This window comes from Paraburkholderia fynbosensis (assembly GCF_902859935.1).
GTDB lineage: Bacteria > Pseudomonadota > Gammaproteobacteria > Burkholderiales > Burkholderiaceae > Paraburkholderia > Paraburkholderia fynbosensis.
Genome location: NZ_CADIKI010000015.1, coordinates 115,796 through 137,838 on the forward strand (window position 1 = coordinate 115,796; position 22,043 = coordinate 137,838).

The 22,043-nt window shown below is 64.8% G+C and carries 21 protein-coding genes; 13 read left to right on the forward strand and 8 right to left on the reverse strand.

Annotated elements, in window-relative coordinates; genetic code table 11:
• Positions 1–14: 14 nt before the first annotated feature.
• The 6 genes from HV770_RS23895 (at position 15) to HV770_RS23920 (ending at position 10,179) form a co-directional block, all read left to right on the forward strand.
• Positions 15–2,231: a TonB-dependent receptor gene (locus HV770_RS23895; protein WP_175163615.1), complete on the forward strand. Its 2,217-nt coding sequence runs from the start codon at positions 15–17 to the stop codon at positions 2,229–2,231.
• 71 nt (positions 2,232–2,302) lie between these two features.
• Positions 2,303–2,986 (forward strand): Fe2+-dependent dioxygenase, encoded by a 684-nt coding sequence (locus HV770_RS23900; protein ID WP_175163617.1) that lies wholly within the window; start codon positions 2,303–2,305, stop codon positions 2,984–2,986.
• On the forward strand, positions 2,983–3,705 hold the full coding sequence (locus tag HV770_RS23905; RefSeq protein ID WP_175163619.1) for a PepSY-associated TM helix domain-containing protein: 723 nt from the start codon (positions 2,983–2,985) through the stop codon (positions 3,703–3,705). The genes HV770_RS23900 and HV770_RS23905 overlap by 4 nt, the downstream gene beginning before the upstream one ends.
• A gap of 368 nt (positions 3,706–4,073) precedes the next feature.
• Positions 4,074–8,999, forward strand: a complete 4,926-nt coding sequence (locus HV770_RS23910; RefSeq protein ID WP_246291126.1) for a response regulator — start codon at positions 4,074–4,076, stop codon at positions 8,997–8,999.
• A 126-nt stretch (positions 9,000–9,125) separates the two neighbouring features.
• Positions 9,126–9,815 carry a nitroreductase gene (locus HV770_RS23915; RefSeq protein WP_175163621.1) on the forward strand — a complete coding sequence of 230 codons (690 nt, stop codon included), beginning with the start codon at positions 9,126–9,128 and terminating at the stop codon, positions 9,813–9,815.
• A 52-nt stretch (positions 9,816–9,867) separates the two neighbouring features.
• Positions 9,868–10,179: a high-potential iron-sulfur protein gene (locus tag HV770_RS23920; protein ID WP_175163623.1), complete on the forward strand. Its 312-nt coding sequence runs from the start codon at positions 9,868–9,870 to the stop codon at positions 10,177–10,179.
• 32 nt (positions 10,180–10,211) lie between these two features.
• On the opposite strand, the gene HV770_RS23925 is transcribed toward HV770_RS23920, so the two are convergent.
• Together HV770_RS23925 and HV770_RS23930 are read right to left on the reverse strand one after the other, a co-directional pair.
• On the reverse strand, positions 10,212–10,562 hold the full coding sequence (locus HV770_RS23925) for a DOPA 4,5-dioxygenase family protein (protein WP_175163625.1): 351 nt from the start codon (positions 10,560–10,562) through the stop codon (positions 10,212–10,214).
• A gap of 55 nt (positions 10,563–10,617) precedes the next feature.
• Positions 10,618–11,091, reverse strand: coding sequence for a GNAT family N-acetyltransferase (locus tag HV770_RS23930; protein ID WP_175163627.1), 474 nt, complete (start codon positions 11,089–11,091; stop codon positions 10,618–10,620).
• Between the two features lie 675 nt (positions 11,092–11,766).
• Here HV770_RS23930 and HV770_RS23935 point away from each other — a divergent pair.
• From HV770_RS23935 to HV770_RS23965, 7 genes are all read left to right on the forward strand, one after another.
• Positions 11,767–12,039 carry a DUF1488 family protein gene (locus HV770_RS23935; protein ID WP_175163629.1) on the forward strand — a complete coding sequence of 91 codons (273 nt, stop codon included), beginning with the start codon at positions 11,767–11,769 and terminating at the stop codon, positions 12,037–12,039.
• A gap of 1,056 nt (positions 12,040–13,095) precedes the next feature.
• Positions 13,096–13,569 carry a hypothetical protein gene (locus HV770_RS23940; protein ID WP_175163630.1) on the forward strand — a complete coding sequence of 158 codons (474 nt, stop codon included), beginning with the start codon at positions 13,096–13,098 and terminating at the stop codon, positions 13,567–13,569.
• A gap of 328 nt (positions 13,570–13,897) precedes the next feature.
• Complete coding sequence (locus HV770_RS23945; protein ID WP_121319555.1) at positions 13,898–14,251, forward strand: YciI family protein; 354 nt, start codon at positions 13,898–13,900, stop codon at positions 14,249–14,251.
• A gap of 146 nt (positions 14,252–14,397) precedes the next feature.
• Positions 14,398–14,811 carry a YciI family protein gene (locus HV770_RS23950; RefSeq protein ID WP_175163632.1) on the forward strand — a complete coding sequence of 138 codons (414 nt, stop codon included), beginning with the start codon at positions 14,398–14,400 and terminating at the stop codon, positions 14,809–14,811.
• 87 nt (positions 14,812–14,898) lie between these two features.
• Entirely contained in the window at positions 14,899–15,426 is a 528-nt protein-coding gene (locus tag HV770_RS23955; RefSeq protein ID WP_175163634.1) for an SRPBCC family protein, read from the forward strand.
• Positions 15,427–15,494: 68 nt separating this feature from the next.
• Positions 15,495–15,899, forward strand: a complete 405-nt coding sequence (locus tag HV770_RS23960) for a VOC family protein (RefSeq protein ID WP_175163636.1) — start codon at positions 15,495–15,497, stop codon at positions 15,897–15,899.
• Positions 15,900–15,903: 4 nt separating this feature from the next.
• Positions 15,904–17,178 carry an RNA polymerase sigma factor gene (locus tag HV770_RS23965; RefSeq protein WP_175163637.1) on the forward strand — a complete coding sequence of 425 codons (1,275 nt, stop codon included), beginning with the start codon at positions 15,904–15,906 and terminating at the stop codon, positions 17,176–17,178.
• Between the two features lie 28 nt (positions 17,179–17,206).
• Here the strand turns inward: HV770_RS23965 and HV770_RS23970 are convergent, their stop codons facing one another.
• The 6 genes from HV770_RS23970 to HV770_RS23995 form a co-directional block, all read right to left on the reverse strand.
• Positions 17,207–17,824, reverse strand: a complete 618-nt coding sequence (locus tag HV770_RS23970; RefSeq protein WP_175163639.1) for a LysE family translocator — start codon at positions 17,822–17,824, stop codon at positions 17,207–17,209.
• A 77-nt stretch (positions 17,825–17,901) separates the two neighbouring features.
• Positions 17,902–18,480, reverse strand: coding sequence for a DUF4337 domain-containing protein (locus tag HV770_RS23975; RefSeq protein WP_121319543.1), 579 nt, complete (start codon positions 18,478–18,480; stop codon positions 17,902–17,904).
• A gap of 122 nt (positions 18,481–18,602) precedes the next feature.
• A complete protein-coding gene (locus HV770_RS23980; protein WP_121319541.1) occupies positions 18,603–18,779 on the reverse strand; it encodes a DUF1427 family protein in 177 nt (58 codons plus the stop codon).
• A 39-nt stretch (positions 18,780–18,818) separates the two neighbouring features.
• Positions 18,819–19,784 (reverse strand): quinone oxidoreductase family protein, encoded by a 966-nt coding sequence (locus tag HV770_RS23985; protein WP_175163641.1) that lies wholly within the window; start codon positions 19,782–19,784, stop codon positions 18,819–18,821.
• A 78-nt stretch (positions 19,785–19,862) separates the two neighbouring features.
• Positions 19,863–20,768, reverse strand: coding sequence for an AraC family transcriptional regulator (locus HV770_RS23990; protein WP_246291127.1), 906 nt, complete (start codon positions 20,766–20,768; stop codon positions 19,863–19,865).
• Between the two features lie 245 nt (positions 20,769–21,013).
• Positions 21,014–21,958: an AEC family transporter gene (locus tag HV770_RS23995; RefSeq protein WP_175163643.1), complete on the reverse strand. Its 945-nt coding sequence runs from the start codon at positions 21,956–21,958 to the stop codon at positions 21,014–21,016.
• Positions 21,959–22,043: the final 85 nt, after the last annotated feature.

A 22,043-nucleotide genomic window follows, 5' to 3' on the forward strand; every position in this document is an offset into this window, starting at 1 on the left:
TGACGGGATTTCCAATGTTCGACCACACGCCGCTTGCGACTGCGTTAGCGCTAGCTTTTGCCGTTCCTTTTGCGACACCGGCTGTCGCGCAGACCGCTCCTCAAACCGCGTCGCAACCGGCGGCCGATAAAAATCCGCCAAACGCACCCGCAAACGCATCGACCAACACCGTCGCCGACAGCGGCACACTGCCGGCCATCGGCGTCGCGGCGCAGGCCGAACAGCAGGACTTCCAGGCGGAACGTTCGACGGTCGGTGCGAAGACGCCGACCGCATTGCGCGATATTCCGCAGACCGTCACCGTCATCAATAGAGACCTGCTCGCCTCGCAAGGCGCGACGTCGTTCACGGATGCGCTGCGCAACGCGCCCGGTGTGACGATCGGCGCGGCCGAAGGCGGCCAGATCGGCAACAACATCAACCTGCGCGGCTTCACCGCACAGAACGACATCTATCTGGACGGCTTTCGCGACCGCAATCAGTACTATCGCGACACCTTCGATCTGGACTCGCTCGAAGTGCTGTACGGCCCGTCGTCGATGCTGTTCGGCCGCGGCTCGACGGGCGGCGTGATCAATCAGGTGACCAAGAAGGCGCAGCTGAAAGACTTCGCGGAAGTCTCGGGAATGGTCGGCACCGACGACCGCTACCGCACCACCGTCGACGTGAATCACAAGCTCACGGATACCGCGGCGATTCGCCTGAACGCGTTCGGCCAAAGCCTCGGTTCGACGCGCGACGTGATGAAGAACAAGGACTTCGGCATCGCGCCGGAAATCCGCTTCGGCATCGGCACGCCGACCGAGGTGACGCTGTCCGCGCTGATCCAGCATAACCACGACATGCCCGACTACGGCATCCAGGCGTTGAACGGCCGCCCGTCGCCGGTGCCGAGAAACACCTTCTATGGCCTGACCGACGACCGCACGATCCAGGACGTGCAGATCTTCACCGCCGCGATCAAGCACAAATTCTCGGACGCGCTCACGCTGACCAACCAGACGCAGCTCTCGCACTCGGAGACCGATGCGCGCGAAACCGCGCCGCAGGCGGTGCTGACGGGGCCGCTGTCGTCGAGCACCGCGTTGACCAACGGCAACTTCACGACGCTGTCGCCGTCGCAGCTGTTCATCAAGCTGCAGAGCCATGACCGTGTGATCGAGAACCGCGCGATCTACAACGACACGATGCTCGAATACAAATTCAACACCGGGCCGATCAAGCACGACCTGATCGCCGGCTTCGAGATCGGTCACGACAGCTATTCGAACCAGGCATACACGCGCAACAACCTGCCGATCGTGCCGATGCTGAATCCGCCGATCATGGATACGCCGTCCAACGTGACGACCTCGGTCGGCAACTACGCCAACTCCGGCGCGACCGAGATCGGCGCGTACCTGAACGACACCGTCTCGCTGAACCAGCACTGGAAGGTGATTGGCGGCTTGCGCTGGGATCGTTTCCAGGCATCGATCACCAACTCGATCAACGCGCCGGGTTACGCCAGCCAGACCAACTTCTTCACGAGCGTGCGCGCAGGCGTGATCTACCAGCCGACCGACTGGCAGTCGTACTACGTGTCGTACGGCACGTCGTTCAACCCGTCGCTCGAAAACCTGACGGTCACGAACCTGACGCAAAACCTCGCGCCGGAATCGACCAAGTCGTATGAAGTCGGCGGCAAGTGGGATCTGTTCGGCGGCAATATCTCCGTGACCTCCGCGTTCTTCCGCGAGGAAATGGACAACGCCCGCACGCAGGTCTCGCCGACCGAGTACGAACTCGCCGGTGACATCCGCGTGGACGGTTTCCAGGCGGGCGTGACCGGCCACATCACCGACAAGTGGCAGGTGTTCGGCGGCTACACGTACATGGACGCGGTGATCCTCAAGGCGCTCGACGGCACACAGGGCCACACGCCGGCCAACACGCCGCGCAACACGCTTACGCTCTGGACGACCTACGCGATCACGCCGCATTGGGAGATCGGCGGCGGCCCGATCTACATGTCGCCGCGTTATGCGTCGAACACCAACTACGTGCGGGTGCCGGGCTACACGCGCTGGGACGCGACCGCGGCCTATCACGCGAAGAAGTTCGACGTGCGTCTGAACCTGTTGAACCTGACCAACAAGGCGTACTTCGACGCGCTGATTCCGTCGGACGGCGGCCGCTCGGTGCCCGGTATCGGACGCACGCTGCTCGCGACGTTCGACTATCGCTTCTGATACGGACGGGGCGGATACGGTAGGCTCGGCGGTTTTTGCAAAACCGCCGAGCCCGACGCAAAGGAAACATCATGTTGCTGCAGATTCCGAAAGTACTGGACGCCGAACGCTTGCGCTTCGTGCGCGAACGGCTAGAGCAGGCCGGCGAAGCCTGGGTCGACGGTCGCGCGACCGCCGGTTATCAGGGCGCGCCGGTCAAGCGCAACCAGCAGATCGCCGAGCACACGCCGGTGGCGCGCGAACTCGGCGACGTGATTCTCGCGGCGATCGAGCGCAATCCGCTCTTCATCAGCGCGGTGTTGCCCAACCAGGTGTATCCGCCGCTTTTCAACCGCTACGAAGGCGGCATGCAGTTCGGCAGCCATGTCGACGGTGCGGTGCGCGTGCTGCCCAACGGCGTGAAGCTGCGCACCGATGTCTCGGTGACGCTGTTCCTTTGCGGACCCGACGAATACGACGGCGGCGAACTCGTGATCGAAGACACCTATGGCGTGCAGCAGGTGAAACTGCCGGCGGGCGACATGATCGTCTATCCGGCCACCAGTCTGCATCAGGTCACGCCGGTCACGCGCGGCGCGCGCATCGCCAGTTTCTTCTGGGTGCAAAGCCTCGTGCGCAGCGATATGCAACGTGCGCTGCTGTTCGACATGGACACCGCGATTCAACGCCTGAATGCCACCCACGCCGACGACACCGCACGCCGCAGCCTCGTCGGCTGTTATCACAATCTACTGCGTACCTGGAGCGAAACGTGAGCGTCCCCGACACTATCGACAGACAATCGACGGCGGGCGTGGATCGGGCCGCGCGCGAGCCGCAATGGCTCGACAACGGCGAACTGAGGTCGCGGCAGCAGCGCTCGCGCCGCGCGAGCTTCATCAAATGGCTGCGCAAGGTGCATGGCTGGGTGGGGTTGTGGGGCGCGGCGCTCGGCCTGCTGTTCGGCACCACGGGGTTCTTTCTGAACCATCGCGGCGGCCCGCTGCGAGTGTCGACGGGCGAGCCGCAAGTGTCGGTGTTGCAGGTGCCGTTGCCGCAACCGGCGCCGGACACGCCGCGTGAGTTGGGCAAGTGGCTCAAGCACGAACTGAAGATCGCCGGCAACCCGGGGCGCGTGCAGACGGAGCCTGCGCATCCGGTTGCGTGGGGCGAGCGCAGCGTCGTCCAGCCCGAGCGCTGGCAGCTGAATTTCGCATCGCCACATGAAAATACGTCGGCCGAATACTGGCTCGGCAATGGCTATGTGACCGTCAAGCGCAGCGAAAACACCTTCCTCGCGATGCTGACGAATCTGCACAAGGGCGTCGGCTTGAGCGTCGGCTGGGTGCTGCTGATCGACACGCTCGCGGGCAGCCTCATTCTGCTGTCCCTCACCGGCGTGCTGCTGTGGACGGAGTTGAACAAGCGCAAGACGGTAGCCGTGGTGCTGATGCTAGGCTCGATTGCCGCCGCGGTGTGCATGAGTTTGATGTGACCCAGGCCTTGCCTGTCTGAAGGAAGCTGAAGGAAACCGGCGGGCGGCGCTCGCCGCCCGACCGTGAAGTTAGCCTTGGGCGCAGCCTGCGTCGAAGTACGTTTTACCTGCGTTTTACCGGCATTGCCCGCGACGCATTGCATCATTGACCGATGCCATCCGCTTGGCCGACCCATGCGTCGGCGCGCGGCGCTCAAACCTCCGCTGTTTCGGGTCCTCGCGCTCATCTCCCTTCCTCCCGCAACCCGCTGCATGCGAGAATCGCGCTACTACGAGTGCGCCGCCATCGTTAGTCATCCGTCGTATCGGGCACTGGTTTTGAAATAGTGGTCGCACGAATTTTGACCTGCCGCGCCGAGGAGATCGCGTTGAAAGAGCCGGACCGCTTCCTGTCGGATATACCGCACGCCGGTCCGGCCGCGCCGTCGTTTCTTGCCGGCGGCGGCGAACTCGGTGCGCTGATCCGCGCCTACGACTGGAGCCGCACCGCGCTCGGTGCGCCCGACACCTGGCCGCAAGGCCTGAAGCTCGCGATCCGCATCATGCTCACGTCGCGGCAGCCGATCTGGATCGGCTGGGGCGACGAGCTGCTCTACTTTTACAACGACCCGTACAAATCGATTATCGGCGGCAAGCATCCGGTCGCGCTCGGTCAGCCGACCCGGGTCGTGTGGCGCGAAATCTGGCCGGACATCGAGCCGCTGTTGCACACCGCCTTGACGGGCGCCGAAGGCACCTTCGTCGAACAGAAGCTGCTCATCATGGAGCGCAACGGCTTTCCCGAGGAGACCTATTACACCTTCTCGTACAGCCCGATACCCGGCGACGACGGCGAACCCGGCGGCATCATCTGCGCGAATAGCGACGACACCATGCGGGTGGTCGGCGAGCGCCAACTCGCCTTGCTCAAGGAACTGGCGGCGGCGAGCCCGGATGGCCGCGACTGGCGCGAGGCGTGCGCGCTGAGCGCGCGTGCGCTGCGCTCCAATGCACAGGACCTGCCGTTCGCTTTGCTGTACGCGGTCGAACCCGGCAGCGCTACGGCCACGCTGGTCGGCGCGAGCGGCATCGAGCCGGGGCATCCCGGCGCGCCCCAGTCGATGCCCGTCGACGGCGCTGCGCGCTGGCCGCTCGCCGACGTGCTCAAGGTCCAGGCGCCGCAGATGGTGCGTGGCCTGACGCAGCGTTTCGGCACTGCGTTGCCGGCCGGTCCGTGGCATCTCGCGCCGGAGCAGGCGGTCATCCTGCCGGTGTCGGCGGGCAGCGAAACGACCCATGCGGTGGTGCTGATCGCGGGCCTCAATCCTTGCCGTCTTTACGACGATGCGTATCGCAGCTTCCTGAACCTGGCCGCTGGCCAGATCGGCGCCGCGATCGGCTACGCGCAGGCCTACGAGGAAGAGCGGCGGCGCGCGGAAGCGCTGGCCGAAATCGACCGCGCGAAAACCACGTTCTTCCCCAACATCAGCCACGAATTCCGCACGCCGTTGACGCTGATGCTCGGCCCGCTCGAAGAACTGCTCGCGCGGCCGCAGCTTGCCGCCAAAGCGGACGCGCACAACAAGCCGGGCGCCGACGTCGACGACCGCGCGTTGATCGAGATCACGCATCGCAACGGCTTGCGTCTGTTGAAGCTCGTCAATGCGCTGCTCGATTTTTCGCGCATCGAGGCGGGACGCATGCAGATTCACACGCAGCCCACCGACATCGCGTCGTTCACCGCCGAACTCGCGTCGCTATTCCAGTCCGCGATCGAGGCGGCCGGCTTACGGCTCGAACTGGAGATGCCGGCGAGTCCCGTGATCGTGCAGCTCGATCGCGAGATGTGGGAAAAGGTCGTGATGAACCTGCTGTCGAACGCGTACAAGTTCACGTTCTTCGGCACGATCAGGGTGACGGTTCGCGCGCTCGAAGGCGGCGGCGTCGAAGTGAGTGTGACCGACAGCGGTATCGGCATTGCGGCAGAAGAAGTGCCTCGGCTTTTCGAACGTTTTCATCGGGTGGCGGGCGCGCCGGGCCGCTCGGTCGAGGGCAGCGGCATTGGCCTCGCGATGGTGCAGGAACTGGTGAAGCTGCATGGCGGCACCGTGGTGGTCGACAGCCGGTTGGGGGAGGGCACGTGCTTCACCGTCGTGCTACCGCGCGGGGCGATGCTGGCGCCGACCGGCGACACCGCCGTGCATGCGGCGATGAGCCAGCACGCGCGCACCTATGTGGATGCCGCGTTGCGCTGGAGCCCGGAGCACGAATTGCTCGACGAGACGGCGGCCTCGGGCTCGGCATCCGCTTCGGTTGTCGGCCCCGGTGAATCGAGGTCTGTGGGCGCGCACCTGCTGGTCGTCGACGACAACGCGGATCTGCGCGAATACATGAGCCGCATCCTGCGTGCGGCGGGCCACGACGTGCGCCTCGCCGCCGACGGCGAGGCGGCGCTCGAAGCCGCGCGTGCGGAGCCGCCCGATCTGGTGCTGTCCGACGTGATGATGCCGCGTCTCGACGGCTTCGGCCTGCTGCGCCAACTGCGCGCCGATCCGCTCCTGCGCGACATGCCGGTGCTGATGCTGTCGGCCCGCGCGGGCGAGGAAGCGCTCGTCGACGGCATCGAGCACGGCGCGGACGATTACCTGACCAAACCGTTCTCGTCGCGCGAACTGCTGGCTCGCGTGTCGGGCAATCTGCAACTCGCGCGGCTGCGTCGCGAGACCGAGATGAACCTGCGCGAGGAGTCGCGCACGCTCGAAATCCTCAATCGGGTCGGCTCGACCGTGGCGGCAGAGCTCGATCTGAAACGCGCCGTGCAGATCGTCACCGACGCCGCCACCGAACTGACCGGCGCCGCGTTCGGTTCGTTCTTCTACAACGTGCTCGACGACAGCGGCGGCAGCTACATGCTGTACACGCTGTCGGGCGTGCCGCAGGACGCGTTCGAGCAGTTCCCGATGCCGCGCAACACGGCGGTGTTCGGTCCCACGTTCACGGGCGAAGGCATCGTGCGCGTCGACGACATCACGCAGGACCCGCGCTACGGCCACAACGCGCCATATCGCGGCATGCCAGAAGGTCATCTGAAGGTGCGCAGCTATCTGGCCGCGCCGGTGCAGTCGCGTAATGGCGAAGTGGTCGGCGGGCTGTTCTTCGGTCATCCGGAACCCGGCGTGTTCACCCCGCGCGCGGAGCGGATCGTGGCCGGCATCGCGGCGCAGGCCGCGATCGCCATCGACAATGCACGCCTCTACGAGGCCGCGCAAAGGGAAATCGCCGAACGCACCAAGGCGCAAAGCGCACTGCACGAACTGAACGAGACGCTCGAGCGCCGCGTGATCGAAACGGTGGCCGAGCGCGACCGCCTTTGGGAACTGAGCGAGGACCTGCTGGTGGTGGCCGATATCGAGGGACGCCTGCAGCGTGTGAGTCCGTCGTGGAGCAGCGCGCTCGGCCATCACATGCACTGGCTGATGTCGCGCTCGTATCTCGATCTGGTCCATCCCGACGACGTCGGCGTCGTCAGCGCGCATCTCGCCGAACTGCGCCGCACCGGTCTGCCGGTGCGTTATGAAAACCGCTTCAAGCGGATCGACGGCACATGGCGCTGGGTCGCGTGGACGCTCGCGCTCGATCCCGCCACTTCGCTGATTCACGGCGTGGGTCGCGACGTCACCGCCGACAAGGAAACCACCGAGGCGCTGCGGCACGCCGAAGAAGCGCTGCGCATGGCGCAGAAGATGGAAGCGATCGGCAAGCTCACGGGCGGCGTCGCGCATGATTTCAACAACCTGCTGCAAGTGATCGGCGGCAATCTGCAATTGCTCGCGAAAGACGTCGCCGGTGCCGAGAAGCCCGAGCAACGTGTCCGCAATGCGCTGGCGGGTGTGGCGCGCGGCGCCAATCTCGCGTCGCAACTGCTGGCGTTCGGGCGGCGTCAACCGCTCGCGCCGAAGGTCGTCAATCTCGGCCGCTTCGTGCGCGGACTCGACGACATGCTGCGGCGCGCGCTCGGCGACGGCGTCGAGATCGAGACCATCGTGTCGGGCGGGCTGTGGAATACGCTGGTCGATCCGTTCCAGGTCGAGAATGCGCTGCTCAACCTCGCGATCAACGCGCGCGACGCGATGAACGGCCACGGCAAGCTCACGATCGAAGCCGGCAACGCCGCGCTCGATCACGCCTACACGCGGCGCAACGTGGATGTCACGCCGGGCCAGTATGTGATGCTGGCGGTCACGGACACCGGTTCCGGCATGTCGCCGACCGTGCGCGAGCGGGTGTTCGAACCGTTCTTCACGACCAAGCCGGAAGGCCAGGGAACCGGGCTCGGCCTGAGCATGGTGTACGGCTTCGTCAAGCAGTCCGGCGGCCACGTGAAGATCTACAGCGAAGAAGGGCACGGCACGACGATCCGCATTTATCTGCCGCGCGTGCGCGAGGAAGAAGACCTCGAAACGAATGTCGATGCCGGTCCCTCGAAGGGCGGTACGGAAACGGTCCTGGTCGTCGAAGATGACGAGGAAGTGCGCGCTACCGTGGTCGAGATGTTGTCGGATCTTGGTTATCGCGTGCTGAAGGCGAAGGATGCGCAGAGCGCGCTGGCGATCGTCGAAAGCGGCGTGCCGATCGACATGCTCTTCACCGACGTGGTGATGCCGGGTCCGTTGCGCAGCACCGAACTGGCCCGCAAGGCCCGTGAACGCTTGCCCACGATCGCGGTGCTGTTCACATCGGGTTACACCGACAACGCGATCGTGCATGCCGGGCGGCTCGACGAGGGCATCGAACTGCTCAGCAAGCCGTACACGCACGAAGCGCTGGCGCGCAAGTTCCGTTACGTGCTGCAGTCGCAGAACCCGCAGGCGGCTGAATTCTCCGAGGCCGAGCGCCAGCTTCTGCACATCGATGCGCCGCTTGCGGCGGCGGACGCCGATCGTTTTGCCGTGGGGGCACGCATGCGGATTTTACTCGTGGAAGACGACGAGATGATCCGCATGAGCACCGCCGAGTTGCTGCGGACCTTCGACTTCGACATTCTGGAAGCCGAAGGCGAGCAGGATGCGAAGCGGATTCTCAACGAGCACGCGATCAACGTGATGCTGACCGACGTGGGGCTGGCCGGCAAGTCGGGCGTCGATCTGGCGATGGATGTGTGCCGCGAGCGGCCCGATCTGCGCGTGATCTTTCTGACGGGCTACGATCTCGCGCTCACGCCGGAGCAGCGCAAGGTCTTGCCGCACGCGATCTCGTTGCGCAAGCCGTATGAGGTGCTCGATCTGATCGATGCGCTGAAGGCGCCGCTGAGCTAGCCGCGCCAACGAGCGACGCCGGTCCACGCACGCATGCATGCCTTGCCGGCGCCAAAGCGGAACAGCGTGCGCTCGCGCTAGAATCTTCGCAAACCGTCATGTTGCCGCCTCTGCCGGAATCCGCCGATGCCCACACCTGCCAATCCCGTCGATGCCGCGCTCATGACGCGGCGTTCGATTCGCGCGTTTCTGCCCGAACCGGTGCCGCGCGCCGATATCGAGGCCATTCTCGAAGCCGCCAGCCGCGCGCCCTCGGGCACCAACACGCAGCCTTGGAAGGTGTATGTCGTGACGGGCGAGTCGCTCGCGCGTCTGTCGCGCGATCTGCTCGCCGCCTACGACGATCCGCAGCGCGACGCGCTGTATCACGAGGAATATCCGTACTATCCGCAGCGGTGGGTGTCGCCGTATCTCAACCGGCGCCGCAAGATCGGCTGGGATCTGTATGGTCTGCTAGGCATCGAAAAGGGTGACAAGGCGCGCATGCATGAACAGCATGCGCAAAACTATCGCTTTTTCGGCGCGCCGGTGGGTTTGTTCTTCACGATCGATCGCGTGATGGAGCGCGGCAGCTGGCTCGACTACGGCATGTTCCTGCAGGCGATCATGACGGCCGCGCGCGGGCGTGGTCTCCATACCTGCCCACAGGCCGCGTTCACGCAGTTCCATCGGGTGATTGCGGAGCATCTCGGCTTGCCGGAAGACGAGCAGCTGGTGTGCGGCATGTCGCTCGGTTTCGCCGACGAAGCCGCTCTCGTCAATACGCTGCGCACCGAGCGCGAACCGGTCGAACGGTTCACGCGATTTCTCGATTGATCGGCAAATAAAAAACGTCTGCTTAGCGCCCCCCACTTTCCATCGGAACATCATGAAAACATCGCGCCGCCATTTTCTGCTGCTGAGCGCGGGCGTCGGCTCATCGCTCGTGCTGTCGCAAGCCGCTTTTTCCGCCACCGTGAACCGGCTCGGCGAAACCGATCCCAAGGCACAAGCCGTGGGTTATGTGGAAGACGCCTCGAAGGTCGACAAAGCGAAATTTCCCGGCTTCGCTGCGGGACAAACGTGCGCCAGCTGCTCGCTGTTCCAGGGCGCGGCGACGGACGCCTATGGCGGCTGCACGCTATTCGGCGACAAGCAGGTCGCCGCGCGCGGCTGGTGCAGTTCGTATTCGACTATGTGAGCACTTGAGCGTGCGGGTCGGTGTGGCGCGGCTCACATCAGCGACTTCAACACCAGCTCGTACGAGCGGCCGATCCACACGGCCGCGTCGCGGTGATCGCGCAGCGCGTCGCCGGTATTCGGATGCAGGAAAACGTCGAGCGCGCCGTGATTCAGCGTGAGCCAGCCGACCACATCGGCGAACTGCGCCTGTGTGAAGCCGAGCTGATACGACCACATCGGATGCGGGCCGACCGGGCGCTCGTGAAAGCGGCCGATCTGCAACTGGCCGCCCCAATGCGCTTCGATCTGCTCGCGAAAGGTCCAGGCGGCGTCGCGGCTGTTCGCATCGAAATAGATATGGGCGTGCCAGCTGTCGATGGCGGAGGTGTCGCGAAAGGTCATATCTGAGTCCATCACGTAGAGTCGGTATCGGCTGGCATCAGTCTTTATCCGACATTCATTCTGCTTCGGTATCCGTGGACGCGCGCATTGCGCGCCTCATGTAAAACTGTGCATCATCCTCGCCGACGATCTCGAAGCCGAGCCGATCGTACAGACGTTTCGCGGGATTGCCCTTGAGCACTTTCAACGTGACCGGCAACGCATCGTCCTGAGCGGCGCGCAAGACCGTACGCAGCGCGCGTTCGCCGATGCCGCGGCCTTGCAGCGCCGGCGTGATCTGCAGTTGCACGACCACCCATTCGGTGTCGGTGCGATGCGCCTTCAGCAGGCCGGCCGGCACCCCGTCGATACAGATGACCCGCGCCGTGTCATACCGATGCAGCAGACGCGCGCGATGTTCGACGTCGTCCGTCGGTTCGCCGGCGCGCGCGAGGTGTTCCGTCATCGTCGCCTTGCGCAGTTCGAACAGAAAGCTCTCGTCGTCGCCAAGCGCAGGGCGCAGGGTCAGGGCAGGTTCTTGAACGGACATGTCGGTAACGTTGCCACGCGCACGTTTCCCGCGCGGGCGGTGAGTAAGAATGGTCGTGAATTGTCGCGCCAGCAGCGCTTTTTTACCACGCGGTTATGTTTTCGTCTTTCCACTTCACTGATCCATGCGAACGCTCGCTCTCGCGGACAGGCGTCCGCCCGACCGGGAGCGGTGCTGGTCGAGCTGCGCTGTTTCAGGCGCGGCCGATGTTTGCGAGCCGACATGTTGGGCGCGCGGGCGTCAGGCATGGATCGCGCGGCCGGCAACGTGAGGCGGGCAAGGGTAGGTGGCATGTGCTTTGCTTCTGTCTCATCCGCGTCATGCTGGCCCGAGCCGGTTCCGCTTCTCGCAGGCAGGCGCCGGAACGTAGGGAAGCGGTGCCGGCTTGCATAAGAACGAAAAATGCGGAACCCGAAATCACACGCTGACATGCGCGGAGTCGATGGCAAAGCGTCACGTCCGTCTTTTGTCCTGACACAGAGGTGGTTTGCGCTTTGCGCAGACGTGTGGCGTTTGCCGCGAGCGGTGGCCGCCGCATGCGTGACGGCTCGTCCGCCTGTTCATGGGCCGCTGTGATGGGCGATCACGTGCGGTGGCGGTATTCGTTTCATTCGGTTTTTTCGGTGACGTTCGTTCAATACGGCGAACGGTTTAACGAACTTTGCGAGGTGAGCCATGGAAGTTGTCGAACTTGAACCCAGCGTCTCTGCGGACGGACGTGCGGTGATTTTCCAGCTTTCGACGCGAGGACGGGACCTCGAATGCGCCGTCACGCGTGAGGCGTTGGAAGCGCATTTCTGGCTGCAACGCGGCGCGGCTGAGGCGCGGGTTCTGAAGACATTCGCGGACGGACGCAAACGCATCACAGCGGTCGCGGAGAGAAAACTGCTCGCGCGCCCCGGCGAAAAGGTGTTGTTGACGATCAGCGACTTTGCCGCGCGCGGTTGATGTTCTTCGGGTCGATCTCATGCGCGCGGTGGGGTGGCCTGTTGGGGAGCCCGCTTTGCGCGCGCGTTTGAACTGAAAGCGTGCGACGGCGATCGTGCCGTCGCACGTGTGTTTGTTGTCGTACTCCTTTTCGCCCGCCCGGTCCCATCGCTGCCACCAGTCGCCGTCTGCGCCAGAGCGTCGGCCGCCGCACACCTCCGACCAAAACCCCCTGTTACATCGATTCGCCAAATTAGGCCGGCAAAGCCCCTCGGTTCGCGCAATTGCGTGCGGATGCACTCGCATACACTGTTTTCCATGGCGCGACAAAACACCGAGCCCATCGACGCGGTCATCCCCCGCGTTGTTTTGAACCGTACCGTTGATGGCAGTTTGCCGTGGTCGTCGAACGCGGCAGGGCAGTAAGGCAGTAGGCAGTAGAAGCAATGCAACAACGCGCAATCCACACGATATGCGCGAAGCAGCAGGGGGTTTGCAGCCAGGTGTAGTCGAAGTCGAAGGACCGGGCTGTGATGCGGTTGTCGTTCAGACAGCATCAGCAGTGGCAGTGAAAGTCGCAGCGGAAACAACGATAGCAAAAGCAATAACGCTGGTGATCGGAGCGGCAGCATCCTCAAGTAACAGCGGTTCACGCAGGACCGGCATTGGCGGTAAGACAGCAATTTACGTAGCAACAGCTCGATAAGGTTTAGGTGGTTAGAGGTCGACAGGCATCCACGCGCATGTACGACTGTTCCATCCTGTCCGGCCCTGTTCCTTTGCGGGAACAGGGTTTTTTTTCGCCGGTATGCATCGCGCACTTGTATTTGCGGGCTTCGAACCGATATGCGGGCATTGCAGTTCGCGATGCGGTTCGGCATCGGTCGGCCGCGCGTCGCAAGCCGCCGCGCGCAATCCGACGTCGGATTGCGGCACGTAAGACGAAAAGTTGCTTGCCACGACGGCGATGCAGACTCACATTAGAGCCTGTCGAGCCGCAAGCGCATCGGTGGTCGATGACCGGGGCACGAGAATTCGGTGGCGAAGCACGAAGTGAGTGAAGGAGGTTGAATCGATATGTCCAGTAAATCGCGAGCCCGCAAACACGGCCAATCGGCCATGTCCCCGCTGTTGCGTGCGCTGACCTTTAGCCGTACGGCGCACGAACCGGTCACCGCGGCCATGCTGCTGCAGAGCTATGCGGCCCTCGACGCGTTCCAACGCGGCCAAGGTTCGCGGGCGCTCCACACGACGTTGAGCCGGCATCTGCTGGTGTCGCAGGAACTGGCGCGTCTTGGCGTCGGCGAGGACGTGCTTGCGGACATCGAGAGCGCCCATGCAGCGATGGTTCGGCTCGACACGCGCGAACACGAAGGCGGTAAGTGGACTCTCGAGGACCACGAATACGCGCGGCTCTGTACGGCGCTGGCGATTCTCGACGAGCAACTGTCGGCTGCCTCGCTGAGCGAGATTGCGAGCGCGGAAGCGAGAATGATTGAAGGCTTGATGCGCTCCGCGCAGGCGCAGGTTCTGGCGGAAGCGGCGGTCTGAAAGTCGGAGACGCCGTAGTGCTCCCTGCAAAGCAGAGCACGGCACAGCAAAAAAACGCCCCACGGGGCGTTTTTTGTATTCGCCGATTGCATTTCCCGCGCTCGACGCGCATCAGTCGTCGTATGTCAGATCTGCATACGCGGTACCGCTCTGATCGCTACGAGTCTCCGTAACGAGCACGCCGAACGGCGGTGCGCGCGGCGCATCCGGTTTGCGGGTGTCATCCGCGCTTGCTAGACTGGCTCTCCCCTCTTTGCCGCCAGCGCGTGTGTTGCCACCCGGCTCCCGCCGGAGGGTGCCGTGAGCGGTGTGATCAATCGGAGACACCATGTCTTACATGTTGCTCATCGTCGAACCCCCTAATCAACGTGTCGAGCGCGGTGAAGCGGCGGGGCGCGAAGTCTATGACCGGATGGTGCATTTCGCCGCCGACCTCAAGGAGCGCGGCAAACTGCTCGCGGTCGAATCCCTCACTTCCCAGAGCGATGCCGTGCGCGTGCAGGTTCGTGACGGACAGCCGAAACTGCTCGACGGCCCGTTCGCCGAAGCGAAGGAAATGATCGGCGGCTTCTTCCTGCTCAATTGTGAAACCCGCGAAGAAGCGGTGGCGATCGCGCAAGCCTGCCCGGCGGCGTCGTGGTGTACGGTGGAAGTCCGCAAGCTCGGACCGTGTTTCATGTAATCGACAACGTCTCGCGGCTGCCTCGTGCCCGGGGTTTTCCCTGGGGTGTCGGCAACAGTGTCGATCTTGCCGCGTATTGCTCGTCGTGTGTGTAAGGAGCCGGCCATGCACAAGGCTCTTCACCCGATAAAAAAGGAGCAACGGCGATGCGATTCATGATCCTGGTTAAAGCGACGGCCGCCAGCGAAGCCGGCGAAATGCCGGAACCATCCTTGATGGCCGCGATGGGCGCGTATCACGAAGAACTCGCCAAAGCCGGTGTGCTGCTCGACGCCACGGGTTTGCAGCCCAGTTCGAAAGGCTGGCGGATCCGCTACAGCGGCGGCAGCCGCACCGTCGTCGACGGCCCGTTCGCCGAGAGCAAGGAACTGATCGCGGGCTATACGCTGATCCAGGTGCGCTCGCGAGAAGAGGCGATGGAATGGGCGCGGCGTTTTCCGGCGCCGTTCGGCGAGCAGGCCGATGGTGAAATCGAAGTGCGGCAACTGTTCGAACTCGACGATTTCGAACCCGGTCCCGAGGTGGATCGGTTTCGTGGTCTGGAAGCGTCGCGGCGCTGAGCCGCGAGCCGGCGTGCTTGCCGATCGGCGCGCCGCTCCTGTGCGAATTCCACATGGAGCCGAACCACGCCTCCGAAAGGAACCATCATGCTCAAGAACTCGCCGCTCGTCGTGCTTGTGGCAGTGGCCCTGCTGCTCGCGTACGCGGCGACCCGGCCCGACAGCTTCCGGATCGAACGCAGCGTGCGCATTCAGGCGCCGCCCGAGCGGATTTATGCGCTGATCGACGACCTGCACCGGTTCAACCTGTGGAATCCGTTTCTGCGCAAGGACCCCACGGCGCAAGGCACGTACAGCGGCACGCCGGACGGCAAGGGCGCGCGCTATGCGTGGCAGGGCGAAAAGCTCGGCGAGGGGCAGATGGAAATCGTCGATACGACGGCCGCGTCGAACGTGACGATGAAGCTCGATATCCTCACGCCATTCGAAGCGCACAACGTGGCCGAGTTCACGTTGAGGCCGGAGGGCGACGCCACCGAGGTGACCTGGGCGATGCACGGTCCCGCGCCGTATCTGTCGAAGCTGGCGCAGGTGTTCGTCAGCATGGACCGGATGGTCGGCAAGGACTTCGAGAATGGCCTGAGCCAGCTGAAGACGCTGGCCGAGGCGAGCTGAGTCGAACGGGGCCGGCTGATTCTCGGCCCAAGGCGGCCCCGCCCACAAAGCATTGAAAGGACTTCGTCATGCACAAGCAGATTTACGTGAATCTCGCCGTCGACGATCTCGAACGCTCGAAGGCCTTCTTCAGCACGATCGGCTTCAGCTTCGAGCCGCAGTTCACCAACGAGCAGGCGGCCTGTCTGATCCTCGGCGACAACATCTACGCGATGCTGCTGGTCAAGGACCTGTTCAAATCCTTCACGCGCAAGTCGCTTTGCAATCCAAAGGAAAGCACCGAGGCGCTGGTGGGTCTGTCGTGCGAGAGCCGGGGCGAGGTGGATGCGCTGGTCGCCAAGGCGCTCGCCGGCGGCACGGTGCCGCGCGCGCCACAGGACTACGGTTTCATGTATGGGCATGGCTTCGAAGACATCGACGGGCATATCTGGGAGCTGATCTACATGGACCCGAACGCGCAGGCAGCGGGTTGAGGCCGTGACGACGCAGGCCACCCATCGTGCCATCGAGGCAGTCTGGCGGATCGAGTCCGCCAAGGTCATCGCCCACGTCGCGCGGATCGTGCGCGACGTGGGCCTTGCCGAAGAACTCGCGCAGGACGCGCTCGTGGCCGCGCTCGAACATTGGCCCGCTGCGGGCGTGCCCGACAATCCGGGAGCGTGGCTGATGGCGACCGCGAAGAACCGTGCGCTCGACCGCTTGCGGCAGGAAGCGCTGCATGCGCGCAAGCGCGAGGAGCTGGGCCACGATCTCGACGCGCGCGAGGCGCACGTCGTGCCGGACTTCGTCGATAGCCTCGACGCCGCGCGCGCCGACGATATCGGCGACGATCTGCTGCGGTTGGTGTTCACCGCGTGCCATCCGGTGCTGTCGACGGACGCGCGCGTTGCGCTCACGCTGCGCCTGCTCGGCGGCCTGACCACCGACGAAATCGCGCGCGCGTTTCTCGTGCCCGAGCCGACCATCGCCCAGCGGATCGTGCGCGCGAAGCGCACGCTGTCCGCGGCGAAGGTGCCGTTCGAGGTGCCGCAAGCGGACGCGCGCGCGCCGCGGCTTGCGTCGGTGCTGCAGGTGATCTATCTGATCTTCAACGAAGGTTATTCGGCCACGGCCGGTGACGACTGGATGCGTCCGGCGTTATGCGAGGAAGCGTTGCGGCTCGGACGCGTGCTCGTCGGCCTCGTGCCAGGCGAGAGCGAAGTGTACGGCCTCGTTGCGTTGATGGAGGTCCAGGCCTCGCGTACGCACGCGCGCACCGATGCGCAGGGCCGTCCGGTGCTGCTGCTCGATCAGGATCGCAGCCGCTGGGACCCGTTGCTGATCCGACGTGGACTCGCCGCGCTCGACCACTCGCACGCGCTGGGCGGCGCGAGCGGTCCGTACGCGTTGCAGGCCGCGCTGGCCGCGTGTCATGCGCGCGCCCGCCGCGCCGAAGATACCGATTGGGCGCAGATCGTCGCGCTATATGACGCGCTTGCACAGGTGGCGCCGTCGCCGGTGGTCGAGCTGAACCGCGCGGTCGCGGTGGGGATGGCGTTCGGACCGGCTGCCGGTCTTGAGATCGTCGACGCGCTTGCCGCCGATGCGGCGCTCGCGAACTATCACTGGCTGCCCAGCGTGCGCGGCGATCTGCTGATGAAACTCGGACGCGTTGAAGAAGCGCGCGCCGAGTTCGAACGCGCCGCCACGATGACGCGCAATGCACGCGAGCGCGACTTGCTGCTCGAACGCGCGCGCGGCCTCGCGCATTGAAAACCGTATTGAAGCGTCGGCGAGCGGGCTAGCGGATCAACTGACGCACGCCCAGTGCAACGATCAGGCCGCCGCACACTCGATCGACCCACGCCTTGCTGCGCCGGTACGCCGACGCGATTCGCGCATGCGACAGCGTCAGCGCGACGAAGCCGTACCAGCTGCTCGCGACGACGCACACCATGCCGAGCATCGCGGCAAACGTGCCGACGCTCACATGCGCGGGCGCCGCCGACGAGAACACCGCGGCGAAGAATGCCATCGATTTCGGATTCGCGATGTTGGTCGCGAAACCTTGCGCGAATGCTTGGCGGAAGCCGCCTGCCGGCGCATCGACCGTGGGGGCCGGCTTGCCCGCCGACGCATTGACGATCAACCGTCCGCCGAACCAGATCAGGTAAGCGGCGCCGGCCACCTTGACCGCGAGCGCGAGCCACGGGAACGCGGCGAACACGATGCCGACGCCGAGGATCGCGCAAGTCGCCCAGAACAGATTCACCAGCACGATGCCGGCGACCACAGCCAGCGCCTCGAGACGCGTAGCTGACGCAGCCTTGTGCGCGACCGCGACGAAGTTCGGGCCGGGAATCACCACGCCGGCGATGTACACCGAGAAAACGCCGAGAACGGCGGAACCATCAACCATACGACACTCCCGATTGCGCACCTGCGGCACGGCGCGCCGAGCGAACCACGCGTGCGCAGCGCAGGCCCGAGTGAAATTCAAGCTGCCAGAAATGCGACGCCGGCAGTCACCACACCGGCCGCCGCCACGGCGAACGACAGATTGCGCAGCCAGTTCTTGCGCGTCAGCAAGGTGATCGCGGATAGCGCAATCGCCACCTGGATCAGCAGGGTAGCTTGCGCCCAGCGATGATGGCCGTGCAGCAGCGTTTCGCTTCGGCTGTCATTGTCCACGACTTCCTTTTCGATTGCTTCGGCCTTCTCGCGGATCGGCGCTTTCTGCTGCTTGTATTTGTCGACGTCGGCGAGGAATTTCGCGTGGGCGTCGCTATTGCCCGCCGAGAGCGCCGCGCCGAGTTCGGCGAGGTTCTGTTTCTCGCCCTTCGCCTGGTAGTAATTCCACTGATTCGACGCTTCGGTCTTTTTGATCGCGGCTTCGTTCTTGTAGAACAGCGCCAGGTTTTCGCTGTTGCCGCTCTGGTACGCACACAGCGCGCCGATCGTCGCGAGGATCGCCGTCATCACGGCCATGCGGCTTGCAAACGGGTCCGCGTCGTGGCGGCCGGCGTGTTCGACGGCATGGTCGTGCGGACCATGCACTTCATATTCTGCTGACATGCAGTTCTCCGAGGCAATGCTTTTCTTCGTCACCGGGCCGGGCGCCGGCGCAAGGGGCTCAATCTTAACGTGTGGCGCGCGGCGACGGAAAAGGGATGGGTGTCAGCACAGGCGCAAGCGCTCTAGTGAATACCCGACGCGAGCCACGTCCGCACGAGTGGAATCACATGCTCACCGCCGAGCATGCCGAGCAGCCCGACCAGTGCGACGGCCGGCGGCGCGGGTGACTTCACTTCCATCATGCTGTAGAGCAGCCCGACCACCACCCCAGCGGCGAGCGAGAGCAAATAGGCTTTCATTTCCGTTGTCCTTCTGCGGGAGGCGGGCCGCCATGGCGCTCACATGCGGATGACGACGCGGCCGCGCGTACCGCCGGCCACTGCCTGATAGGCTTCGCGCGCCTGTTCGAGCGGAAACTCCTGCGCGATGGCAGGCCCGGTCAGCTTGCCGCTTTCGAAGCCTTCGACGAGTGCCGTCATCAACGGCGCCGATTCCGCGACACCGAGCTTCGCGCTGTCCACACCGAGCAATTGGGTCTCATTGTGATAGAAGTCGATCAGATCGAACTCGACGCGACGCTTGCCCGTCCCGCTGATTTCCAGCACGCGGCCGCGCCGTTTGACGAGGCTCAGCGCGGTCTCGAACGCGACGCCGCCTACCGTGTCGTAGACCACGTCCGCGCCCGCGCCGCCGGTCAACTCACGCAGGCGCTCGGTGACGTGTTCGTCGAACGGCACGTAGTCGTCGGTCAGGCGGCCTGCCGGCGTGTTCGGGTCGAGCGGATGACGATCGACGGCGATCACGCGCGCGCCGCGCGCTTTCGCGATCTGCGCCACCGCGCCGCCGACGCCGCCGCCCGCGCCGATCACCGCGATGGTTTCGCCCGCCCGCAATTGCGCGTACTCGACGGTGCCGAGCCATGCGACCACGAAGTTCACGCCGATCGCGGACGCTTCGGCGTGGGTCAGTGCGGCCGGTTTGCGCGACAGCCCGGCGAGCGGGATGCGGATGAACTCCGCGTGCGTGCCGTCGCGCGTGAAGCCGATGTCGCCGCCGGTGCCCCACACGTCGGCGCCGAGCCACGCCGGCGGACCATCGACCACCACGCCGCTGAAGTCGCGCCCCGGCGTGCGCGGCAGGACCGTGTGCTCGAAATGGCCTGACACGTTCTTGACGTCGCTCGGATTCACCGAGGCCGCCATGATGCGCACGACGGCGCTGCCTGCGTCGGCTTGCGGCGTCGGCAGGTCGACGTAGTCGAGCACCTCCGGATTGCCAAAAGACTTGAACTGAATCGCTTTCATCGCGGGTCGCTCCAGGTGGGTATTTACGCTGCGCCGTGCGGCGGGATGAGCGTAGTCTAGGTGACTGGCACGCGGGCGTCAGGACAAGCGCTTTCGAATTTCGGACAATGGGTGGTTGCGGTGATGTGCAGGGCGCGGCCTCTTCAACGCTTGCTGTTGCCCGCCTCTTCCCGCCTCTTCCCGCGACTCCTCGGTTGCCGCCTCACTCAACGTCCCGCCAGGGCCGAAGCCGGTCGGCGGTGCGCCCAGTTCACGCCGGAACATGTCGCTGAAGCTGCTTGGCTGGAATCCAAGCGAGCGCGCGATGCTGCTAACCGGGCGTCCCTCGGCGAGCCCCGACACCGCCACCGCCAGTTGCACCTGGCGCCGCCATTGTGCAAAGCCCACGCCGAGTTCACGCGTGAAGAGCCGCGCGAGCGTGCGCACGCTCGCGCCGACCGACGCCGCGTGCTGCTCGAAGCTGATCGCGATCGACGGGTTGTCGATCACCGCGCGGCATAGTGCTTCGAGCCGCCGGTCCGACGCATCGGGCAGCGCGATGCGCAGCGACGAGCGCGGCGCGTGCGCGAGTTCCAGCATGGCGAGACGGTAGGCGGCGTCGAGATAGGTCTGATCGCGCGCGCGGGTGCGCTCATGGTCGGCAATGGACGTGATCAGCTCGCGCAGCAGGCTGTTGACCTCGAACACGTCGCTGCGCCGGCTCAGATGACCGACATTGCGCTCATGCAGATAGAGGTTGCGCATCTCCACGTCGTTCATCATGTGGATCGAGTGGACCGTGCCGGCCGGCAGCCAGACCGCGCGCTGCGGCGGCACGACGAGCGCTTCCCGGCCGGCTTCGACCCACATCACGCCGGATACCGCATACAGCACTTGTGCCCACGTGTGCGAATGTGGGTCGATGCGCAGGCCGCGCGGATAGTGACGCGCGAGCGAGCGGGCGTCGGCATCGTCGTGGAGTTCGGGTGGGCGGGCTTTGGGCACGGCGGGTCGAGAAGGTCGCGCTTCGCGTGTCGGGATCGCGGGCCTGGCCGGCCCGTGTGCGAAGCATAGCGCGAGGTGGGGATGAGGTGTACGTCGTCGCAGGAACCGCGTCGCGCGTGCCGGCGGGAGCGCTCGGGCGATAGCGTCGGCGTGCTGCGCCTAGGTGCGTGCCGCCGATCTGCGTACCAGTTGCAGCCCGTGCTTCGATTGACGGCGAGCAAGATTCACGCACCGTACGCGGCGGCTCAGGTGCGATGGCCCATCACCAGCAGCAGCAACGACAACGTCACCACCGAGCCCACCGTCGACAGCAAAATGGTTCGCGACGTGATGTGTGCTTCACGCCGGTAGAACTCCGCGAGCATGAACGGTCCCGTGCCGGTCGGCAGCGCGGCCAGCACGACCGCCATTTCCACCAGCATCGACGATAGCCCGAACACACGCGCCGCGAGCCACCACGTCAGCGCGGGCTGCACCAGCAGCTTGACGCCGCTCAGCAGCAGCGAAACGCCACCAGCACCAGCACCCGATGGCCGCTTCTCCGCGAGGAACAGGCCGAGGCTCACCAGCGCGCACGGACTCGCCGCGCCGGCCAGCAGTTTCAGAAATGTCTCCGCGCTCGCCGGCATCGCGACGTGCAGGCTCGCAAACAGCACGCCCGCGATCGGCGACACGATCAGCGGATTGCGCGCGAGCGAGCCCAGCACTTTCAGGCCGAGCTTGTGCGGTGTGCGTTCGGTCTGCAAGCCGACTTCGATCAGCACGATCGCCAACGCGAACAGCACGCAAGCGACGAGAATCGTCGCGATCGTGGTCGGCGTCAGGCTCGCCTGGCCGAACGCGATCATGCCGAGCGGAAAGCCGATATAGCCGGTGTTCGGATACGACGCCGCAATCGCATCGACGCTGGCGTCGGCGAGATGCTGGCCGCTCAGCAGCCGCGTTGCGAGGATCAGCACGAACACGCTGACGCACGCAATCGAAAAGGTCGCGACGAAGGCGGGTTGGTACAACTGCCGCCAGGTGGCGTGCGCCATCGTGTCGAACAGCAGGGCGGGCAGCGCGAGCCAGACCACGAAGCGATTCAGTTCCGACGCAGAGTTCGGTCCGAGCACGCCGCTGCGGCGGCATGCAAAGCCCGCGAAAATCAGGCCGAAGACGGGAAGCAGAATCTCGAGGGTGGCTAACATCGGTGCGGAAAGTGTGATCGGACAGACAATCCGCGAGCGTAGTGGCTTGCGTTGATACAATCCAATACTGTTTTCTGGCTCCGAC

Coding starts and splice junctions, on each gene's coding strand:
- HV770_RS23960 (WP_175163636.1), top strand. CDS start 15,495: ATGCACAAGCAGATTTACGTGAATCTCGCCGTCGACGATCTCGAACGC.
- HV770_RS23975 (WP_121319543.1), bottom strand. CDS start 18,480: ATGTCAGCAGAATATGAAGTGCATGGTCCGCACGACCATGCCGTCGAA.
- HV770_RS23915 (WP_175163621.1), top strand. CDS start 9,126: ATGCCCACACCTGCCAATCCCGTCGATGCCGCGCTCATGACGCGGCGT.
- HV770_RS23950 (WP_175163632.1), top strand. CDS start 14,398: ATGCGATTCATGATCCTGGTTAAAGCGACGGCCGCCAGCGAAGCCGGC.
- HV770_RS23995 (WP_175163643.1), bottom strand. CDS start 21,958: ATGTTAGCCACCCTCGAGATTCTGCTTCCCGTCTTCGGCCTGATTTTC.
- HV770_RS23935 (WP_175163629.1), top strand. CDS start 11,767: ATGGAAGTTGTCGAACTTGAACCCAGCGTCTCTGCGGACGGACGTGCG.
- HV770_RS23945 (WP_121319555.1), top strand. CDS start 13,898: ATGTCTTACATGTTGCTCATCGTCGAACCCCCTAATCAACGTGTCGAG.
- HV770_RS23895 (WP_175163615.1), top strand. CDS start 15: ATGTTCGACCACACGCCGCTTGCGACTGCGTTAGCGCTAGCTTTTGCC.
- HV770_RS23980 (WP_121319541.1), bottom strand. CDS start 18,779: ATGAAAGCCTATTTGCTCTCGCTCGCCGCTGGGGTGGTGGTCGGGCTG.
- HV770_RS23920 (WP_175163623.1), top strand. CDS start 9,868: ATGAAAACATCGCGCCGCCATTTTCTGCTGCTGAGCGCGGGCGTCGGC.
- HV770_RS23925 (WP_175163625.1), bottom strand. CDS start 10,562: ATGACCTTTCGCGACACCTCCGCCATCGACAGCTGGCACGCCCATATC.
- HV770_RS23900 (WP_175163617.1), top strand. CDS start 2,303: ATGTTGCTGCAGATTCCGAAAGTACTGGACGCCGAACGCTTGCGCTTC.
- HV770_RS23970 (WP_175163639.1), bottom strand. CDS start 17,824: ATGGTTGATGGTTCCGCCGTTCTCGGCGTTTTCTCGGTGTACATCGCC.
- HV770_RS23930 (WP_175163627.1), bottom strand. CDS start 11,091: ATGTCCGTTCAAGAACCTGCCCTGACCCTGCGCCCTGCGCTTGGCGAC.
- HV770_RS23955 (WP_175163634.1), top strand. CDS start 14,899: ATGCTCAAGAACTCGCCGCTCGTCGTGCTTGTGGCAGTGGCCCTGCTG.
- HV770_RS23940 (WP_175163630.1), top strand. CDS start 13,096: ATGTCCAGTAAATCGCGAGCCCGCAAACACGGCCAATCGGCCATGTCC.
- HV770_RS23985 (WP_175163641.1), bottom strand. CDS start 19,784: ATGAAAGCGATTCAGTTCAAGTCTTTTGGCAATCCGGAGGTGCTCGAC.